Source organism: Thalassotalea insulae (assembly GCF_030161395.1).
In the GTDB taxonomy this organism is placed as follows: Bacteria; Pseudomonadota; Gammaproteobacteria; order Enterobacterales; family Alteromonadaceae; genus Thalassotalea_E; species Thalassotalea_E insulae.
This window is the reverse complement of record NZ_BSST01000001.1, coordinates 225,791-240,432: the sequence shown is the minus strand read 5'-3', so window position 1 is coordinate 240,432 and position 14,642 is coordinate 225,791. Positions and strand designations below refer to the sequence as shown.

The following is a 14,642-nucleotide window of genomic DNA, read 5'->3' as shown; positions in this document are numbered from 1 at the left end:
TTGCTATCACCGGTTAGATAGTAATGAACGCATAAATAAATAATAAGGTTGGTAGTGGCAGAATAAAACCAAAGAGTAGGGTTTCACACCATTCAATGACCCGATAAAATTTAAACCACTGCTTATCTTGTACTTTGGATGAAGGTAAATCTTGGAAAAAAAAGATAAAGGCAGCCAGCACTAATGCTTGTAGGGCGCTAAAAAGAATCAATACAATCAGCCAAATAAGCAGTGTAGGTGTAGTTTTGACTACTTGGTACTCAAGTACCGCATATAAAAGAAAAGCACCAAGACTCCACAATAACAGCTTCCAACGATATTCTGCCAAGGTAATGGCGAGGGCGTTGAATATTTCAGGTGTTAACCATAATCTCATTTTTGGTTTTTAGTCCCACACTAATGTTAGGATAGTGACAATAGCATGAATTGACAGAGGTTCAGTATAATCAAATGATAAAAAATATTATTAACTTTCTATTAATTGGCATCCTGAGCTGTCATGTTAATACGACGTTCGCTAACAGCATTGCAGAGTATTTAGTTGAGCCTGATTCTAGCATCGTGGATGAAGCAGAAGACGAAGAACAACAGGTGACAGTGCGGCCCGGACATGCCCGCGCACTGGCTGAGTTAGCAAATGAGAAATATCAGGATATTGACTTTAAACCTCTGTTAATCACAGTGAAACGCTTAACAGATAATAAAGGACTTACGTATTTAGCCGGCGTGATTGAACGCGCTGATGTTGTTCAGTACCTTAAGCAGATGCAGCTTATTCTTGGTGACGATTATAAACGTTATCGCCAGCATCAGGCTGCCAGAGACCATGATTCGTTTCACCTGACCTTAGTTAACCCATATGAATATCAGGCGCTAACCGATAAAACCAGCATGATTAACCAGCGTATTAGAATTCAGCTTCATGGCTTAGGTCGCGTAAGTCAGGGCAAGAATACCAGCTATTTTGTCGTCGCCAGCTCTAGTGACGGTCAGTTTTTACGACAAAACTTGTTACTGGCTAAAAAAGATTTTCACGTCACCTTAGGCTTTTCTCTGCATGATATTCATGGTGTCGCTAAAAATAAGCAAACCTTAATTAAATAAATTAACACTTGTTTATATCGCTCGAGTCCTATCTGCAACGCTTACGCTTAGGTAATTGCACTGGCGTTGTTCTATTTACCTTAGAATCACTTCAATAAAATTATCAGCAACTTTATACGGACAGGCTTATGCTGGAATTTATTTCATCAATTTTAGCGTTAAAAGTTGTGATGATTTTGTGATAACTTCGTGAAGCATTGGCAATTTCTTATTTGCATACTGTGGAGGAAACCAAAAGTATAACAAAGGAAATTGCTATGAAAATTCGTGTTCTTTTTACTGGCTTGGCCTTGGCTGCTAGCGCAATGTTGAGTCAGGCACAACAACTTGACGTTACTGTGACTAATCTCACTCAGGGGATATATTTTACCCCGATCCTTATAGGGGCTCACAGTGATGACGTTTCACTTTTTTCTGTCGGTGAACAAGCATCTAGTGACTTACAAGCCATGGCGGAAGGTGGCAGTATTGCTGGCCTAGCTGAAATGCTGACTATGGCTGATGGCGATGTCATGGAAAATCCTGCTGCAGGTTTGCTTGCGCCAACAATGAGTACTTCTACCACTCTTAATACCACAGATGGCAACATGTATTTGTCAGTTGTCGCCATGATGTTACCGACCAATGATGGCTTTATTGGTTTAAATAGCTGGATGATCCCTAGTGAACCAGGCACCTATACCATAATGCTGAACGCTTATGATGCGGGTACCGAAGCTAATGATGAAATTATTAACGGCGGCGGTGCTCCTGGTGTAGCCGGTATTCCATTTGCTCCTGCTGATAACGGCGGTACAGGTGCTATGGGTGTCACTATGGAAGAAGCAAACGGTTATATTCATATCCATCGAGGTAACTTGGGTGACGATGACCTAGCCGGTGGTAAAAGTGATTTAGATAATACCGTACATCGTTGGCTGAATCCGGTCGCACGTATTACTTTAGTAGTTAACTAAGCAATTAGGAGCAGATGATGAAACTGATAAAATCAAACTTGCTGTTCGTTACCATTGCTTCGCTGCTAATGCTCAGTGCCTGTAATGACAGTGATTCAAAGTCAACGGATATGGACGATAATATGCCAGAGCCGATGCCAGTTAACTACAGTTATCAGGTAACGGTTAGCAATCTCACCTATGGTCAGCCAATGTCACCGGTTGCCGTCGTCTTGCATGATATGGGGGATTTTTGGCAGTTAGGTATGTCCGCTAGTATGGCATTAGAAAATTTGGCTGAAAGCGGTGATAACACAATGTTTTTACAAACCGATGATGTACTCGCTGGTGCATCGGGAGCGGGTATTTTAATGCCGGGTATGCGTGAAAGCATTAATGTCACTATTACCGATAATCAGCCGGCGCTGGTGTCAGTCGCTACTATGCTAGTGAATACTAATGATGCGTTTACCGGGGTGAATGCCGTTGATATTGCGAATTTGGCTGTCGGTGAAAGTATTTCGATGACGGTTGGTTCTTATGATGCAGGAACAGAGAAAAATACGGAATGGCAATCAACGATCCCAGGGCCTGCTTCCGGTGGTGAAGGCGAAGGATTTAATGCCGCTCGTGATGATCTCGATCTTGTAGCTATGCATCAAGGAGTGGTGACGGCGGATGATGGCTTATCAATGTCAGTGCTGGATCAATCGCATCGCTTTGATAACCCAACAGCAAAGATCACTATTAGTCGACTCGAGTAAATGTTATGCGAGTCCGTTAGGGCTCGCTCATTTTTTTGTTCCTGATTTTATTGTCTGTTAATGGTGGGGAACAAAATGGATAAGGTATTGGTTGTTGAAGATGATCAAGATATCGCTCAATTGTTACGGGTAAATCTTGAGGAGTTATCCTTAGTTGTTGATGTGTGTACTGACGGTGAACAGGCATTGCATCAATTGATGGAAAACGATTATCAATTACTGATTTTAGATATTATGCTGCCGGGTATTTCCGGGCTGGATGTCTGCAGAAAAATACGGCAACAAAAACCGGAGCAAGTGATCATGATGCTAACGTCGCGTAACAGTGAACTAGACCGAGTACTGGGATTGGAACTCGGCGCAGATGATTACATGACTAAACCTTTTAGTATACGAGAGTTACAGGCTAGGGTGCGTTCACAGCTTAGACGTATTCATTTGGTAGCGCAGCAACAAGTTAACGTGCAGCAGCAAAAAATGCCTGAGCAGTATTTAACGCTGGGGGAACTTCAAATTAATCAGCTTACCCACCAAACTATGCTGGCAGGCAGAGAGTTAGATCTCACTTCTACTGAGTTTGACTTGTTATTTTATCTTGCTTCTCATCCTGAGCAGGTTTTTTCTCGTGAGCAATTACTCAGTTCGGTCTGGGGTTATCATCACAGTGGCTATGAGCACACAGTCAACTCTCATATTAATCGTTTACGTAATAAGTTAGAGAAAAATGTCGCTCAGCCTGAAATCGTCCAAACGGTTTGGGGGGTTGGTTATAAATTTTCTAAACAGGGAGTTGCGGCGTGAGGCTGTCACTTTATCATCGATTATCTTTATCGTTGTTAGTGATATTTATTGCCATTAGTAGTGTCTTTTTTATTTGGGCCCAGCATCTTGAAAAACAAGCGAGGTATGAATCAGAGCAAAATTTACATTTATCGTTAGCTGCAAATATAGCTCGTGATAACCCGATATTGCAGCAAGGGGTTTCTGATCATCAGGCGTTAAAAGACTTATTTCATACCCTGATGGTATTAGGGCCGGCATTTGAATTTTACTTCCTTGACCCGAAAGGTAATATTATTACCCATTCGATTGCGCCATCATTAATTAAGCGTCATAAAATTTCGGTCATACCGATTAAGTTACTGACGCAAAATCAGGCACCGTTACCCATTTATGGCGATGATCCTCAGCATCAGACCCGGAAAAAAATATTTTCGGCAGCCCCGGTATTTAACGGTACTAAGTTACAAGGTTATCTCTATGTGATTGTTGCAGGTGAGCGTTATGAGACGGTGTTTACCCGACAGCAGTCTAATCGTCAATTGCAAATGTCTATGATGATGTTGATCGGCGCTTTAGTGTTTTTATTTATTGTGATGCTTGGTTTGTTTGCCTATTTTACCAAACCGTTAAGGCAACTCAGTCAAGATATTAAAGCGTTAAAAGCGGTGGGCTTTGATCGCTCTTTGGTTAAGTTAACCCACTGGAAAACTGACAGTGATAATGAAGTGCATCAGCTTGGTTGTGTGGTGGAACAAATGGCAGAGCAAATTAGTCAACAAATTTGTCTGCTACATGATAATGATAGGCAACGTAAAGAACTGCTGGCAGATATTTCCCACGATTTACGCACGCCACTCGCTTCGCTGCAAGGATATATTGAGACTATCTCGTTAGCAGCAGAGCATTTAACACCAGAGCAGCAAAAATATATCAAGATAACCTTAAGAAATGCCCAGCAATTAAAACGTTTAATCGATCAAATATTTGAACTGGCACATCTTGAAGGTGGCCAAGTTTCTATCAATTTGGAAACCTTTAATTTAGCGGAACTGCTGTATGATGTGATTGCTAAGTTTACCCTGCAATCACAAAAGAAAAATATTGAACTCGCTGTGGTACCGCCTAGTTCAGATATCATGGTGCACAGTGATATTGCCAAGCTTGAACGGGTACTGAGTAATTTATTGGAAAATGCTCTGCGTCATACCCCAGATGGAGGGAAAGTGATGTTAAAGATTACCGATAGTGATCATGGTCAGTGTCAGCTGGCGGTGATTGATAATGGTACCGGCATCAGTGAGGATGAATTGTCTTATATTTTCGATACCCGCTATCGGGCGAGTAATGCTACTCAAGGTAAAGAAAAGCATACCGGTTTAGGCTTAGCGATAACGAAAAAATTACTGGAATTACTAAAAACCGATATTAAGGTGAAAAGTCAGCTCGGGCAGGGCTGTGAATTTTCATTTAATATTCGGAAAGTGAGTTAATAATTAGCGGTTGTGGATTGAATAATTACCTCAGTTAAGTCATCATTTTAACCAGTATACTATCTCAGTGATTAAGGATCTCCAGTGAACAGCAAAATCTTATTATCGTCGGCAATTATCAGTGCCGTAATCGCGCTAAGTGGCTGTGCCAAATCATCAACCGGTCGCAATCAAATTACCCTGTTTTCTAATAGTGAATTAAATCAAATGGGAATTTCTTCATTTGAACAGTTAAAACAGAAAGAGAAAATTAGCACGGATAAAGCAACCAATCAGTTTGTGCAGTGTGTTGCCTCAGCGGTGACAAAAAATGTCCCTAAATCTACTCACTCAGGTGATTGGGAAGTGGTAGTTTTTGATTCAGAACAGGTTAATGCGTTTGCTCTACCTGGGGGAAAAATTGGTGTTTATACCGGGATTTTAAAAGTCACGGAAAACCAAGATCAGTTGGCGGCTATTATCGGACATGAAGTGGCTCATGTGATTGAACGCCACTCTAATGAGCGATTATCATCGAATCAAATCACTCAAATTGGCGCGGCGGCGGGCAGCGCAGTATTAACTCAGCAAGGAGTGGAAAATAAGGAAGCCTGGATGATGGCTGGTTTGGCAATTGCCCAGTATGGCTTTTTAATGCCTTATAGCCGGATGCATGAAAGCGAAGCTGATATTGTTGGTCAGAATTTAATGGCAAAATCTGGCTTTAAGCCAGCTGCGGCGATAGATTTATGGCGTAATATGGCGAAACAGTCGAAAGGGGCGCCACCGGAGTTTTTATCGACGCATCCGTCAAATCAAACGCGGATAAATGATTTAACTCAGCATTTAGCTAAGTCTCAGCAATTGTTAACAACCGATAATCGACCTAATTGTCGTAAACCAAAAAGTATTTAATCGATATATTATCTAGCCATTAGCTGATACCAGTTAATGGCTTTGGTTTCGTGGTGTTGAATAAAGTCGTTTTTTAACGCCATATACATGTTTGTGTCATGCTGACATTGGTGTGCTGCTTGCGTTTTAATCTTAGCGTATTGCTGCGCGACATTTGAATGAGCCAGTAAATAATCTCGAAATGCCCTGTGACGCATCAGATGCGGATCATTTTGGTTAAAGGCATGGAGATGGTGGCTGCGCTGGTTGTCACCTTTTTGGAAGTATCGACGTCCTGAAATACCGTTTTCGCCCTTGATATTATAGCCTAAGGCAACCATCTCGTTAGATTTAGTATCCAACCTATTTAGATCGGTTACTTCAACTAAGATATCGATAATGGGTTTAGCTGCTAGGCCGGGTACTGAAGTGCTGCCAATATGTTCAATATTGAGCGCAATATTTCCGATTGCTTGTATCAGTAAGGCTTTCTCGTCAGTGAATTTATTGACCCAGTCCGCTTGATAATCAACAACTGTTATTTTTCTATTGGTCATTTCTTGTCGAAAGTTTCTGCTTTAATGGAGGGCTTATTTGTGCGAGGCAAGGTTTCTTCTAAATCATTGAGACTTTTCTTACGTAATGGTGTTTTCGCACTTTTTTGAAAGGTACTAAAATTGCCGATGATCAGTACCAAGGCTATGATGATAAGGAGCGGGGCTATCCATTCACTCATTAGGGATCTGTCCTATGTTAAATACATATTGAGTTAAAATCGTATCAAGCTGTTTGATAATAACGTCTTTGCCCATTATATCATTGCTTTGCAGGTAGTGAGTTAAATCTTTACTATTAAATTGCTGCTGAAATTGTTGCGCCAGTGGAAAATAGGACAAATGCCAGGGTTCCGGTGCCACACCACCGCGGTATTTATCATAGGGAAAATAAAAGCCATAATCGGCAGCATGTTGTTGTAACCAATCACTTAATGTAGCAAATGGTCCACCTGCTTGGTATTCCCAAGGCTCTAGTTGCAGTGTTTTTCCGTTGGTTAATAATGATGGTGAATATATATCAATATCTGTACCCCAATGATGGCGACTGGTACCTGGCAGCGCAGAAAAGGTTAAAATCTCGTTTATACGTTCACTGTCCGGTAATTGTTCGATATTAACAACTTGGTTGTTAATATCTTTTACCGTCAGTTCGCCGTTAAATTTACCATTCCAAATGCTTAATTGTCGCTCAAATGAACGAAATCCGCTGGCAATTTCCAGCTCAATTCCATCCCGTTTCGCCTGCTGGCACAGTTGCTGCCAGGGAGTGACTACCGCCTGATGAATAGCGAGCTTATCGCTTAGCCAGCTAAGGTGCTGCTCACTTTGACCATAGAGTATGCTGTTGCTCATAAACTAGGTTAAGACCTTCACTAAGGTTTGATAATAGATATCCACTAAGCTTTCTAAATCATCGCATGACACAGATTCGTTCACCTGATGGATAGTAGCGTTACATGGGCCTAGTTCTACAACTTGAGCGCCAGTTGGTGCAATAAAGCGGCCATCTGAAGTGCCACCTGAAGTTGAAAGCTGTGTTTCTCGTCCGGTTACGGAAGTAATCGCATCCGCAACCGCATTGACTAAGGTGCCGGGTTCGGTAATAAATGGCTGGCCGTTAAACGTCCACTTGATATCATAATCCAGTTGATGTTCAGTGAGTACGGCATTGATTTTATCAACAATCTGTTGATCGGTCAGTTCAGTACTGTAGCGTAGATTAAACCAGGCATTTAAATGACCTGGCACCACATTGGTAGCACCGGTGCCGGATTGAATATTTGATAATTGAAAGCTGGTTTCTGGAAAATAATCATTGCCATGATCCCAATGCATTTGACTAAGCTCAGCTAACGCTGGCATTGCCAGATGGATCGGATTTTTGACATGCTCAGGATACGCAACGTGACCTTGTTTGCCGTGAATGGCTAATTCGCCAGAAATAGAACCACGGCGACCATTTTTAACGATATCACCAATTTGATGTGAGCTTGATGGTTCGCCGACAATACAGTAATCGATTTTTTCATTACGTGCTTCCAGCGTATCAATAACTCGAGTAGTGCCATTAATAAACGGACCTTCTTCATCACTAGTGATAAGAAATGCAATTGAGCCATGATGATCAGGAAAGTCTTTAACAAATTGCTCTGTAGCTATCACCATAGCCGCAAGACTACCTTTCATATCTGCGGCACCACGGCCATAGAGCATACCGTCTATAATTGTCGGTGCAAAAGGTGGGGAGTGCCATAATTCCAGATTGCCGGCAGGTACCACATCGGTATGGCCGGCAAAACAAAATACCGGGCCTGAAGTGCCGCGGCGTGCCCAAAGGTTCGTGGTATCTTCAAACACCATGGTTTCACAATTAAAGCCATAAGGGCTTAACAATTCACAGAGCAGCGTTTGACAGCCCGCATCTTCAGGGGTGACAGACATTCTTGATATCAATGACTTGGTTAGTTCAATGACCGGCGCGAGAGGTTTTTCCATTATTAAAATAACTCTTGATATTGCTCGGCTTTAAAGCCGATATGTAACGCATTATCTGTCATCAATAATGGCCGCTTGAGCAAGGTGGGGTGAGTTAAAACCGTGTCAAATAATACCTGTTCAGTAAGGTTGTTTTTGATTTCATCGGGTAGATTTTTATAAGTAGTACTGCGCTTGTTAAGCATTATTTGCCAGTCACTTTTTTCGACAAAGCTTGTTAACAGCTCGTTATCTAAGCCATCTCCTCTCAGGTCATGAAAGTGGTAAGTGACATTATTAGTGTCTAGCCATTTTCTGGCTTTTTTGACGGTATCGCAGTTCTTAATTCCGTAAAGTATGGTCATGGTTATATTACTTGGTAGTTGTTATTGCGCAGTGCAGTGACTGCATGATTTATCTTGTTTGATTTTACCAAGATATAATCGGTATCAAAGGTAGAAATCGCAAAAATACTGATTTTTTCATTCGCTAGTACTGTTGAAATACTCGATAGAATACCTGTTAGTGAAAAATCGAGCGGACCAACCACTTCCAGTGCTTGCCAGTCAGGCTCAACATCTTCACTGTCGATGTCGATATTACTAGGAAGCACAAGCGATGTCTCTTCAAAGGTCTTGGCAATAAAAAATATTGGCGCTTCAAATACTTGCTTTGGAATTTCCTTATCAGCTGCCACACTATGGATGGCAAAATTTTCATTTAATAGTCTTAACGTCAATGTCGACATAGCGTGATAATGTTTATTTGTTGGCTTTGTTTAACTATACCGTCCAAGGTTAGTGAATGCTAGGTGATGTGGAATAGTTTCTTTGCTGCGCTGTGAAATAACTGTTCTGTGATTTCGTGAAAACCATGTGTTTATCTGGTTTTAGCTGTCAAACTTAAGCTTTACAGGTGTTTGTTAGGTTTATTTGGTGAAAACATTAGTTGTTAATCGTTTTTATGTTTTATAAATGATATCCACAAAAGCTGTGGATATCATTGTGAGCAACCTATGCTTAGTTAGTTATCATGATGAAATATAAGAATAAAATCACTAGTGCGTTTTTTAGCTAGCTAATAATTGTACGATTTAAGATGTGAATTAAACGAAAATGTCAACTTGATGCAAGATAACGCAGATAATGAGTAAATATCTGTGTTATCTTGTTTGTAGCCGGGAAATTTCTTCAGTTTATTTGAGGAAATTATTGATTTTGCTTAGCCTGGATCGCCGTCAACGCTATGGTGTAGACGATATCATCTACCAGCGCGCCACGAGATAAATCGTTCACCGGTTTATTCATCCCTTGTAGCATCGGACCTATGCTGACAACATCTGCAGAACGTTGTACCGCCTTGTAGGTGGTATTGCCGGTATTTAAATCAGGAAAAACAAAAACGGTGGCTTGACCTGCCACTGGGCTATCAGGCGCTTTTTTCTTCGCGACATTTTCCATAATCGCTGCATCATATTGCAGCGGCCCATCAATGATGATATCCGGTCGTCGGGCTTTGACTAACTCCGTTGCTTTCGTCACTTTCTCCACATCTGCACCTTTACCTGAGCGTCCGGTACTGTAACTGATCATTGCTACTTTAGGTTCGATACCAAAGTTTTTGGCAGAATCCGCAGACTGAATGGCAATATCTGCTAATTGTTCGGCATTTGGTTCAGGGTTTATCGCGCAATCGCCGTAAACCAGTACTTGATCCGGTAATAGCATGAAAAACACGGAAGAAACCAAGTTACTGTCGGGGGAGGTTTTGATTAGTTGTAGCGCGGGGCGAATGGTATTGGCGGTTGTATTTACTGCACCTGAAACCAGGCCATCAACTTGACCCTGTTGTAACATCATAGTAGCAAGTACAGTATTATCAGTGAGTTGCTGCTGAGCGACAACTTCGGTCATGCCTTTGTGCTTTCTTAACTCAACAAATGGCGCAATATAATTATGTCGAATGGTGTTGGGAGCTGTTATCAGTAATTCGGCTGGTAAGTCTATCCCTTGCTGCTCGGCAATAGTTAAAATGGTTTCTTTATCACCTAATAGCTGGCAACGGGCAATTTTGCGTTCCACACAGATCGCCGCTGCCTTAATCGTTCTAATATCCGTGCCCTCCGGCAATACGATTAGTTTATTCGCGAAGCGGGCAAGTTCCGTTAATTTATGACGAAATGCGGGCGGCGAAAATTTCTCCAGTTCGCTGACATTGTCTTTTAAATGACTTAACCAGCTTGGGGAAATATTGTCAGCAATAAATTGTTTAACTTTTTCGTGGCGCTGCTGATCGTCTGCGGGAATTTCTGGATTAAAATTAAGTAAATGACGAGACGTTTGCCAGGTGTCCCAGGGCACAGAAAGCACAGGTAAGCCTGCTTGTAGTGCCTGTTTACATAAGCGCATAACCTGTTCATTAGGCTGATAACCGTTAGTTAATAATAAGGCCGCTAATTTAGTGCCGTTTAGTGCGGATAGGCAAGTAGCGATAATGATGTCAGTGCGATCTCCTGGAGTGACAATTAACCTGCCCGGTTGTAAATGACTCATTAAATTTTCGGCGCTGCGGGCACAAAAGCTGATGCTGCGGATACGACGATGTTCGATATCACCGGTATTTAATATGTCTGCGTCAAGATAATTACTGATATCAACAACCCGAGGTGCGATTAGATCGATTTCCCAGGCGATAGTGCCTAACAATTCAAAGTTTCGATGGTTAAAAATTGCCAGCTCATGCCACGGTTGCAGCGCTTTATTTTCACCGTATTCGTTTTCACGGGGTAAGAGGCCAAATTCTTCTTTATCAGGGGCATTAATTTTATTAATAATACAACCGATCAGTTTCTTGTTTTTTATGCCGCCAAAGCTGCCGGCACTGACTTCTAACCTGTCTTCAAATTCTTCGATACTGTCACTGTCTGGGGAAGCAACTAGCACGATTTCCGCGGATAATGCCTGAGCCACATCACGATTAATACGGGTTGCATAGGGTTGCCGAGTTGTTGGAATGAGCCCTTCAATAATAGTCACATCAACATCTTTACTGTATTTTTCACAGTTCTCGACAATTTGTTCTAGTACTACATCTTGTAGGCCGTCGCCCATTTTCTCTTCAACATCGCTTAATGACAATGAAAGCGTATGTGTGGATAAGGCAATGGTCTGATTTTTATTTGTTCGTTTATTACGTGACTGTTGGCTAATTGGCTTAAAATGACCAACTTTAATACCTTGTTGCTGGCAGGCATGAACTAAGCCGAGGGCGACACTGGTCAGCCCGACACCAAAACCAACGGGAATGAGCATAATTTTACGAGACATCTTACTTCGCTCCGTTTAATAATTGATAACTTTGCTCGGCGATCACCCATTCTTCATTAGTGGGGATCACCCAGCATGGGCGAGAGTTTTCTGTGCTGATGTTACCGGACTGGCCGAATCGACAATGCTGATTGGCCGACTGATCTTCAGTAAAGTTAAGTAGGGACAATTGCGCTAACACCTGAGAGCGAACAAACTGTGAGTTTTCACCAATACCACCAGTGAAAATCAACCCGTCCAGTTGCATAAAGCAGGGGACAAATGAGGCAATCATTTTTGCAATGCGATAGCAGAATATTTGCAGTGCTAGTTGTGCTAAATCATTGCCGTCAGCACTGGCCTGTTCGAGTTCGCGGCAGTCGTTGGTTAATTGCGACACCCCTAATAAGCCGCTTTCTTTGTTGAGTAAAATATTGACCTGCTCAAGGCTGTAACCAAGTTGCTCGACTAAGTGAAAGATAATGCCGGGGTCGATGCTGCCACTGCGCGTGCCCATCATTAAGCCTTCAAGCGGAGTTAACCCTAGGCTGGTATCGACACTTTTGCCGTTTTTTACTGCGCTAATACTACAGCCGTTACCTAAATGAGCGCTGATGAAATTGCATTGCTCTAATGGTTTATCTAGGATTTTTGCTGCATTTTTACAGACAAAGTAGTGGCTGGTGCCATGAAAGCCGTACTTTCTAATTCCGTGCTCTTTGTAGAGCGAATAGGGTAAAGCATATAAAAATGCTTTTTCTGGCATGCTTTGATGGAACGCGGTATCAAAAATAGCCACTTGTGGTAAGTTGCTAAATATCGTTTCGGCAGCATTAATGCCTTGTAAATTCGCTGGGTTATGCAAAGGAGCCAGTTTGGCCAGTTCATTAATACTGGTTTTGACTTGTTCGGAGATCAAGGTGGGTTGACTATATTTCTCACCGCCATGTACTACTCTATGACCAATCGCACAGATGCTGCTATGCAGTGATTGTTGTGTTAAAAATGCGACTAATGACTGAATCGCTGCCTGATGATCATAAGGGGAGATTAACGGTGTTGTTTGTTTAATTTCACCTTGTTTAAAGCTTATCAGGGCATCTTGAGTAAATAATTTTTCAGCCAGTGCGAAAAATATAATATCGCCATTAACGGGATTGATTAAAGAGCACTTCAGTGAGGAGCTGCCACAGTTGATTACTAATATATTGTTTTTCATGTAGATTATTTGAGTGTTCAGATTAACGTCAGTATAGGCCAGAATCGGCGTTTGATATTTGATTTGTTTCAATGTTTTCACGATAAAAGAGATTTTCGAGTTACCGCTAATTTATGCTATCTTTTAAGTAAGAGTTGTTATAATGTGACGCATTATGAATGTAGTAGAAATTGTAAAGTTGGGTCGCAAATATATGCAGTTGTGGCCAGAAAAGGCAGAATTAGCCAGTTATTTTGCCGAATATCGTTCTATTCAGGTGAGTCGCTTAGCCTGTCGATACTTGCCAGGTATTGCTATTTTTGTGTTGGTCATGCAATTATATTTAGGTGGTTTACCTCAACTGCCACAATCCATTGTTTACACTGTCTTTATATTAAGTGTTCCGATTCAAGCATTAGTAATGCTTGGAGTTAAAGCGGATAAATACTTACCTCCGGCATTGGCTGCCTGGTATAAAGAAGGGGTGGCTAAGATCAATCAAAGTGGCGGGCAATTAAAGTTATCTATGGGTAAGCCGCGTTATTTAGATTTAGCGCAGTTGCTACATGTAAGCTATGCTAACGCTCATCATCATTCTTAATTGTTAGCCACTTTTTATTATGTGAACCCTCACAAAAAGGCTGATTAGTACTTTTGCCACAAGCACACCCAAAATATTGTTTGTCGGACTCTACTGTGACTGCAAAAGGACGTTCTGCTGCACGCTTTGCCTAAGCCATATAGTCAACTCTTTGCGATATAGATGACGTTGAGCAAAGTCATTTTTGATACAAACGAATTAAAAAATCTGCCTGACAACTAAAATCTGTCATTTGCGCGAGGGTATGTTTAACCTGCTCAGATGCCTTAAAGGCAAAAGGGGTCATCGATAGCAAGTTAAGAATATCATCGCCTGTTGCTAAGTTCATTTGATAGGATAATTGCTGCTCTGTGACTAAGCGTAAGTGTTCAATCGGTTGTCTGGTGATATCATGTTCGTTAGCGTTTTGATAGATTTTTTCTTTTAATTCAAACAAATGACGTTTCGCAGGTGTCACGGTCAGCAAATAACCCGATGGTTTGAGTACCCGGGTAAATTCTTGCTCTAAAATGGGGGCATAAATAGAAAATAACCAGTCAAAGTGCTGATCGTGAAATGGCAGCTGCGACAAGGTGCCAACGCTAAAATGACACTGGGAATATTTTTTCGCTGCTTTTTTTATTGCTTCTTTGGCGATATCGATGCCATAAACCTGATTGTTATCTGTTTGGTGCTGATGAGTGTAATAGCCCTCACCACAGCCAGCGTCAAATAATGTGCCGCTGGCATTTCCATATTGCTGATAAGTTTCTACCAGCTTTTCAATCAGCGGTTGATAATAACCTTGTTCAAGAAATGCTCTGCGAGCATTGACCATGGCTTTGTTATCACCGGGATCTTTAGAATGCTTAAACTGTACCGGTAACAGATTGACATAACCCTCTTTCGCTTTATCAAAGCAATGATTGTTTTCGCAGCGAAACGTTCGTTGCGTAAGGGTTAAGGTCTGCTGGCAAATAGGGCAGCGATATTGGGCTGGCTTTGACATAAAAAATGATCTATTTGACTTGTTTGGTTTGAGCTTAGCAGAGGAAATAACTTCCCTCTGCATTATGTTT

The 14,642-nt window shown here is 41.6% G+C and carries 17 protein-coding genes and 1 pseudogene; 7 read left to right on the top strand and 11 right to left on the bottom strand.

Annotation, left to right across the window (positions count from 1 at the left end; all coding sequences use genetic code 11):
* Positions 1–13: 13 nt before the first annotated feature.
* Entirely contained in the window at positions 14–376 is a 363-nt protein-coding gene (locus tag QQK06_RS01155) for a hypothetical protein (protein ID WP_284242686.1), read from the bottom strand.
* A 74-nt stretch (positions 377–450) separates the two neighbouring features.
* Here QQK06_RS01155 and QQK06_RS01150 point away from each other — a divergent pair, with 74 nt between their 5' ends.
* The 6 genes from QQK06_RS01150 (at position 451) to QQK06_RS01125 (ending at position 5,970) form a co-directional block, all read left to right on the top strand.
* Complete coding sequence (locus tag QQK06_RS01150; RefSeq protein ID WP_284242684.1) at positions 451–1,104, top strand: hypothetical protein; 654 nt, start codon at positions 451–453, stop codon at positions 1,102–1,104.
* Between the two features lie 257 nt (positions 1,105–1,361).
* Complete coding sequence (locus QQK06_RS01145; RefSeq protein WP_284242683.1) at positions 1,362–2,060, top strand: spondin domain-containing protein; 699 nt, start codon at positions 1,362–1,364, stop codon at positions 2,058–2,060.
* A 14-nt stretch (positions 2,061–2,074) separates the two neighbouring features.
* Entirely contained in the window at positions 2,075–2,803 is a 729-nt protein-coding gene (locus tag QQK06_RS01140) for a spondin domain-containing protein (RefSeq protein ID WP_348541170.1), read from the top strand.
* A gap of 75 nt (positions 2,804–2,878) precedes the next feature.
* Entirely contained in the window at positions 2,879–3,604 is a 726-nt protein-coding gene (locus QQK06_RS01135; RefSeq protein WP_284242682.1) for a response regulator transcription factor, read from the top strand.
* A complete protein-coding gene (locus QQK06_RS01130) occupies positions 3,601–5,076 on the top strand; it encodes a sensor histidine kinase (protein WP_284242680.1) in 1,476 nt (491 codons plus the stop codon). Before QQK06_RS01135 ends, QQK06_RS01130 begins: the two co-directional genes overlap by 4 nt.
* A gap of 84 nt (positions 5,077–5,160) precedes the next feature.
* Complete coding sequence (locus QQK06_RS01125) at positions 5,161–5,970, top strand: M48 family metallopeptidase (RefSeq protein WP_284242679.1); 810 nt, start codon at positions 5,161–5,163, stop codon at positions 5,968–5,970.
* A gap of 8 nt (positions 5,971–5,978) precedes the next feature.
* On the opposite strand, the gene QQK06_RS01120 is transcribed toward QQK06_RS01125, so the two are convergent.
* The 8 genes from QQK06_RS01120 to QQK06_RS01085 all read right to left on the bottom strand — a co-directional run bounded on the left by QQK06_RS01120 (position 5,979) and on the right by QQK06_RS01085 (position 13,004).
* The gene (locus QQK06_RS01120; RefSeq protein ID WP_284242678.1) at positions 5,979–6,506 is read right to left on the bottom strand and encodes a GrpB family protein; all 528 of its coding nucleotides are present in this window, start codon (positions 6,504–6,506) and stop codon (positions 5,979–5,981) included.
* Positions 6,503–6,685, bottom strand: coding sequence for a hypothetical protein (locus tag QQK06_RS01115; RefSeq protein WP_284242677.1), 183 nt, complete (start codon positions 6,683–6,685; stop codon positions 6,503–6,505). Before QQK06_RS01115 ends, QQK06_RS01120 begins: the two co-directional genes overlap by 4 nt.
* Complete coding sequence (locus QQK06_RS01110; RefSeq protein ID WP_284242676.1) at positions 6,678–7,358, bottom strand: M15 family metallopeptidase; 681 nt, start codon at positions 7,356–7,358, stop codon at positions 6,678–6,680. The genes QQK06_RS01115 and QQK06_RS01110 overlap by 8 nt, the downstream gene beginning before the upstream one ends.
* A gap of 3 nt (positions 7,359–7,361) precedes the next feature.
* Complete coding sequence (dapE, locus tag QQK06_RS01105) at positions 7,362–8,501, bottom strand: succinyl-diaminopimelate desuccinylase (protein ID WP_284242675.1); 1,140 nt, start codon at positions 8,499–8,501, stop codon at positions 7,362–7,364.
* 2 nt (positions 8,502–8,503) lie between these two features.
* Positions 8,504–8,845, bottom strand: a complete 342-nt coding sequence (locus QQK06_RS01100) for an ArsC family reductase (RefSeq protein WP_284242674.1) — start codon at positions 8,843–8,845, stop codon at positions 8,504–8,506.
* 2 nt (positions 8,846–8,847) lie between these two features.
* A complete protein-coding gene (locus QQK06_RS01095; RefSeq protein WP_284242673.1) occupies positions 8,848–9,228 on the bottom strand; it encodes an ACT domain-containing protein in 381 nt (126 codons plus the stop codon).
* A 460-nt stretch (positions 9,229–9,688) separates the two neighbouring features.
* Complete coding sequence (gene pta, locus QQK06_RS01090; RefSeq protein WP_284242672.1) at positions 9,689–11,806, bottom strand: phosphate acetyltransferase; 2,118 nt, start codon at positions 11,804–11,806, stop codon at positions 9,689–9,691.
* A gap of 1 nt (position 11,807) precedes the next feature.
* Positions 11,808–13,004 carry an acetate kinase gene (locus tag QQK06_RS01085; protein WP_284242671.1) on the bottom strand — a complete coding sequence of 399 codons (1,197 nt, stop codon included), beginning with the start codon at positions 13,002–13,004 and terminating at the stop codon, positions 11,808–11,810.
* 154 nt (positions 13,005–13,158) lie between these two features.
* On the opposite strand from QQK06_RS01085, the gene yfbV reads away from it, so the two are divergent.
* On the top strand, positions 13,159–13,584 hold the full coding sequence (yfbV, locus tag QQK06_RS01080; RefSeq protein ID WP_284242670.1) for a terminus macrodomain insulation protein YfbV: 426 nt from the start codon (positions 13,159–13,161) through the stop codon (positions 13,582–13,584).
* Here yfbV and QQK06_RS01075 read toward each other — a convergent pair.
* Together QQK06_RS01075 and rlmA are read right to left on the bottom strand one after the other, a co-directional pair.
* A pseudogene (locus QQK06_RS01075) lies at positions 13,562–13,666 on the bottom strand (CDGSH iron-sulfur domain-containing protein); the annotation flags it as partial. The gene yfbV and the pseudogene QQK06_RS01075 sit on opposite strands and share 23 nt — an antisense overlap.
* Before the next feature lie 96 nt (positions 13,667–13,762).
* Positions 13,763–14,572, bottom strand: a complete 810-nt coding sequence (rlmA, locus tag QQK06_RS01070) for a 23S rRNA (guanine(745)-N(1))-methyltransferase (RefSeq protein ID WP_284242669.1) — start codon at positions 14,570–14,572, stop codon at positions 13,763–13,765.
* Between the last annotated feature and the right edge of the window lie 70 nt (positions 14,573–14,642).

Bases quoted from the DNA above. Each gene is read 5' to 3' on its own strand.
- QQK06_RS01155 (WP_284242686.1), bottom strand. From the start codon at position 376: ATGAGATTATGGTTAACACCTGAAATATTCAACGCCCTCGCCATTACC.
- QQK06_RS01150 (WP_284242684.1), top strand. From the start codon at position 451: ATGATAAAAAATATTATTAACTTTCTATTAATTGGCATCCTGAGCTGT.
- QQK06_RS01145 (WP_284242683.1), top strand. From the start codon at position 1,362: ATGAAAATTCGTGTTCTTTTTACTGGCTTGGCCTTGGCTGCTAGCGCA.
- QQK06_RS01140 (WP_348541170.1), top strand. From the start codon at position 2,075: ATGATGAAACTGATAAAATCAAACTTGCTGTTCGTTACCATTGCTTCG.
- QQK06_RS01135 (WP_284242682.1), top strand. From the start codon at position 2,879: ATGGATAAGGTATTGGTTGTTGAAGATGATCAAGATATCGCTCAATTG.
- QQK06_RS01120 (WP_284242678.1), bottom strand. From the start codon at position 6,506: ATGACCAATAGAAAAATAACAGTTGTTGATTATCAAGCGGACTGGGTC.
- QQK06_RS01115 (WP_284242677.1), bottom strand. From the start codon at position 6,685: ATGAGTGAATGGATAGCCCCGCTCCTTATCATCATAGCCTTGGTACTG.
- QQK06_RS01110 (WP_284242676.1), bottom strand. From the start codon at position 7,358: ATGAGCAACAGCATACTCTATGGTCAAAGTGAGCAGCACCTTAGCTGG.
- dapE (WP_284242675.1), bottom strand. From the start codon at position 8,501: ATGGAAAAACCTCTCGCGCCGGTCATTGAACTAACCAAGTCATTGATA.
- QQK06_RS01100 (WP_284242674.1), bottom strand. From the start codon at position 8,845: ATGACCATACTTTACGGAATTAAGAACTGCGATACCGTCAAAAAAGCC.
- QQK06_RS01095 (WP_284242673.1), bottom strand. From the start codon at position 9,228: ATGTCGACATTGACGTTAAGACTATTAAATGAAAATTTTGCCATCCAT.
- pta (WP_284242672.1), bottom strand. From the start codon at position 11,806: ATGTCTCGTAAAATTATGCTCATTCCCGTTGGTTTTGGTGTCGGGCTG.
- QQK06_RS01085 (WP_284242671.1), bottom strand. From the start codon at position 13,004: ATGAAAAACAATATATTAGTAATCAACTGTGGCAGCTCCTCACTGAAG.
- yfbV (WP_284242670.1), top strand. From the start codon at position 13,159: ATGAATGTAGTAGAAATTGTAAAGTTGGGTCGCAAATATATGCAGTTG.
- rlmA (WP_284242669.1), bottom strand. From the start codon at position 14,572: ATGTCAAAGCCAGCCCAATATCGCTGCCCTATTTGCCAGCAGACCTTA.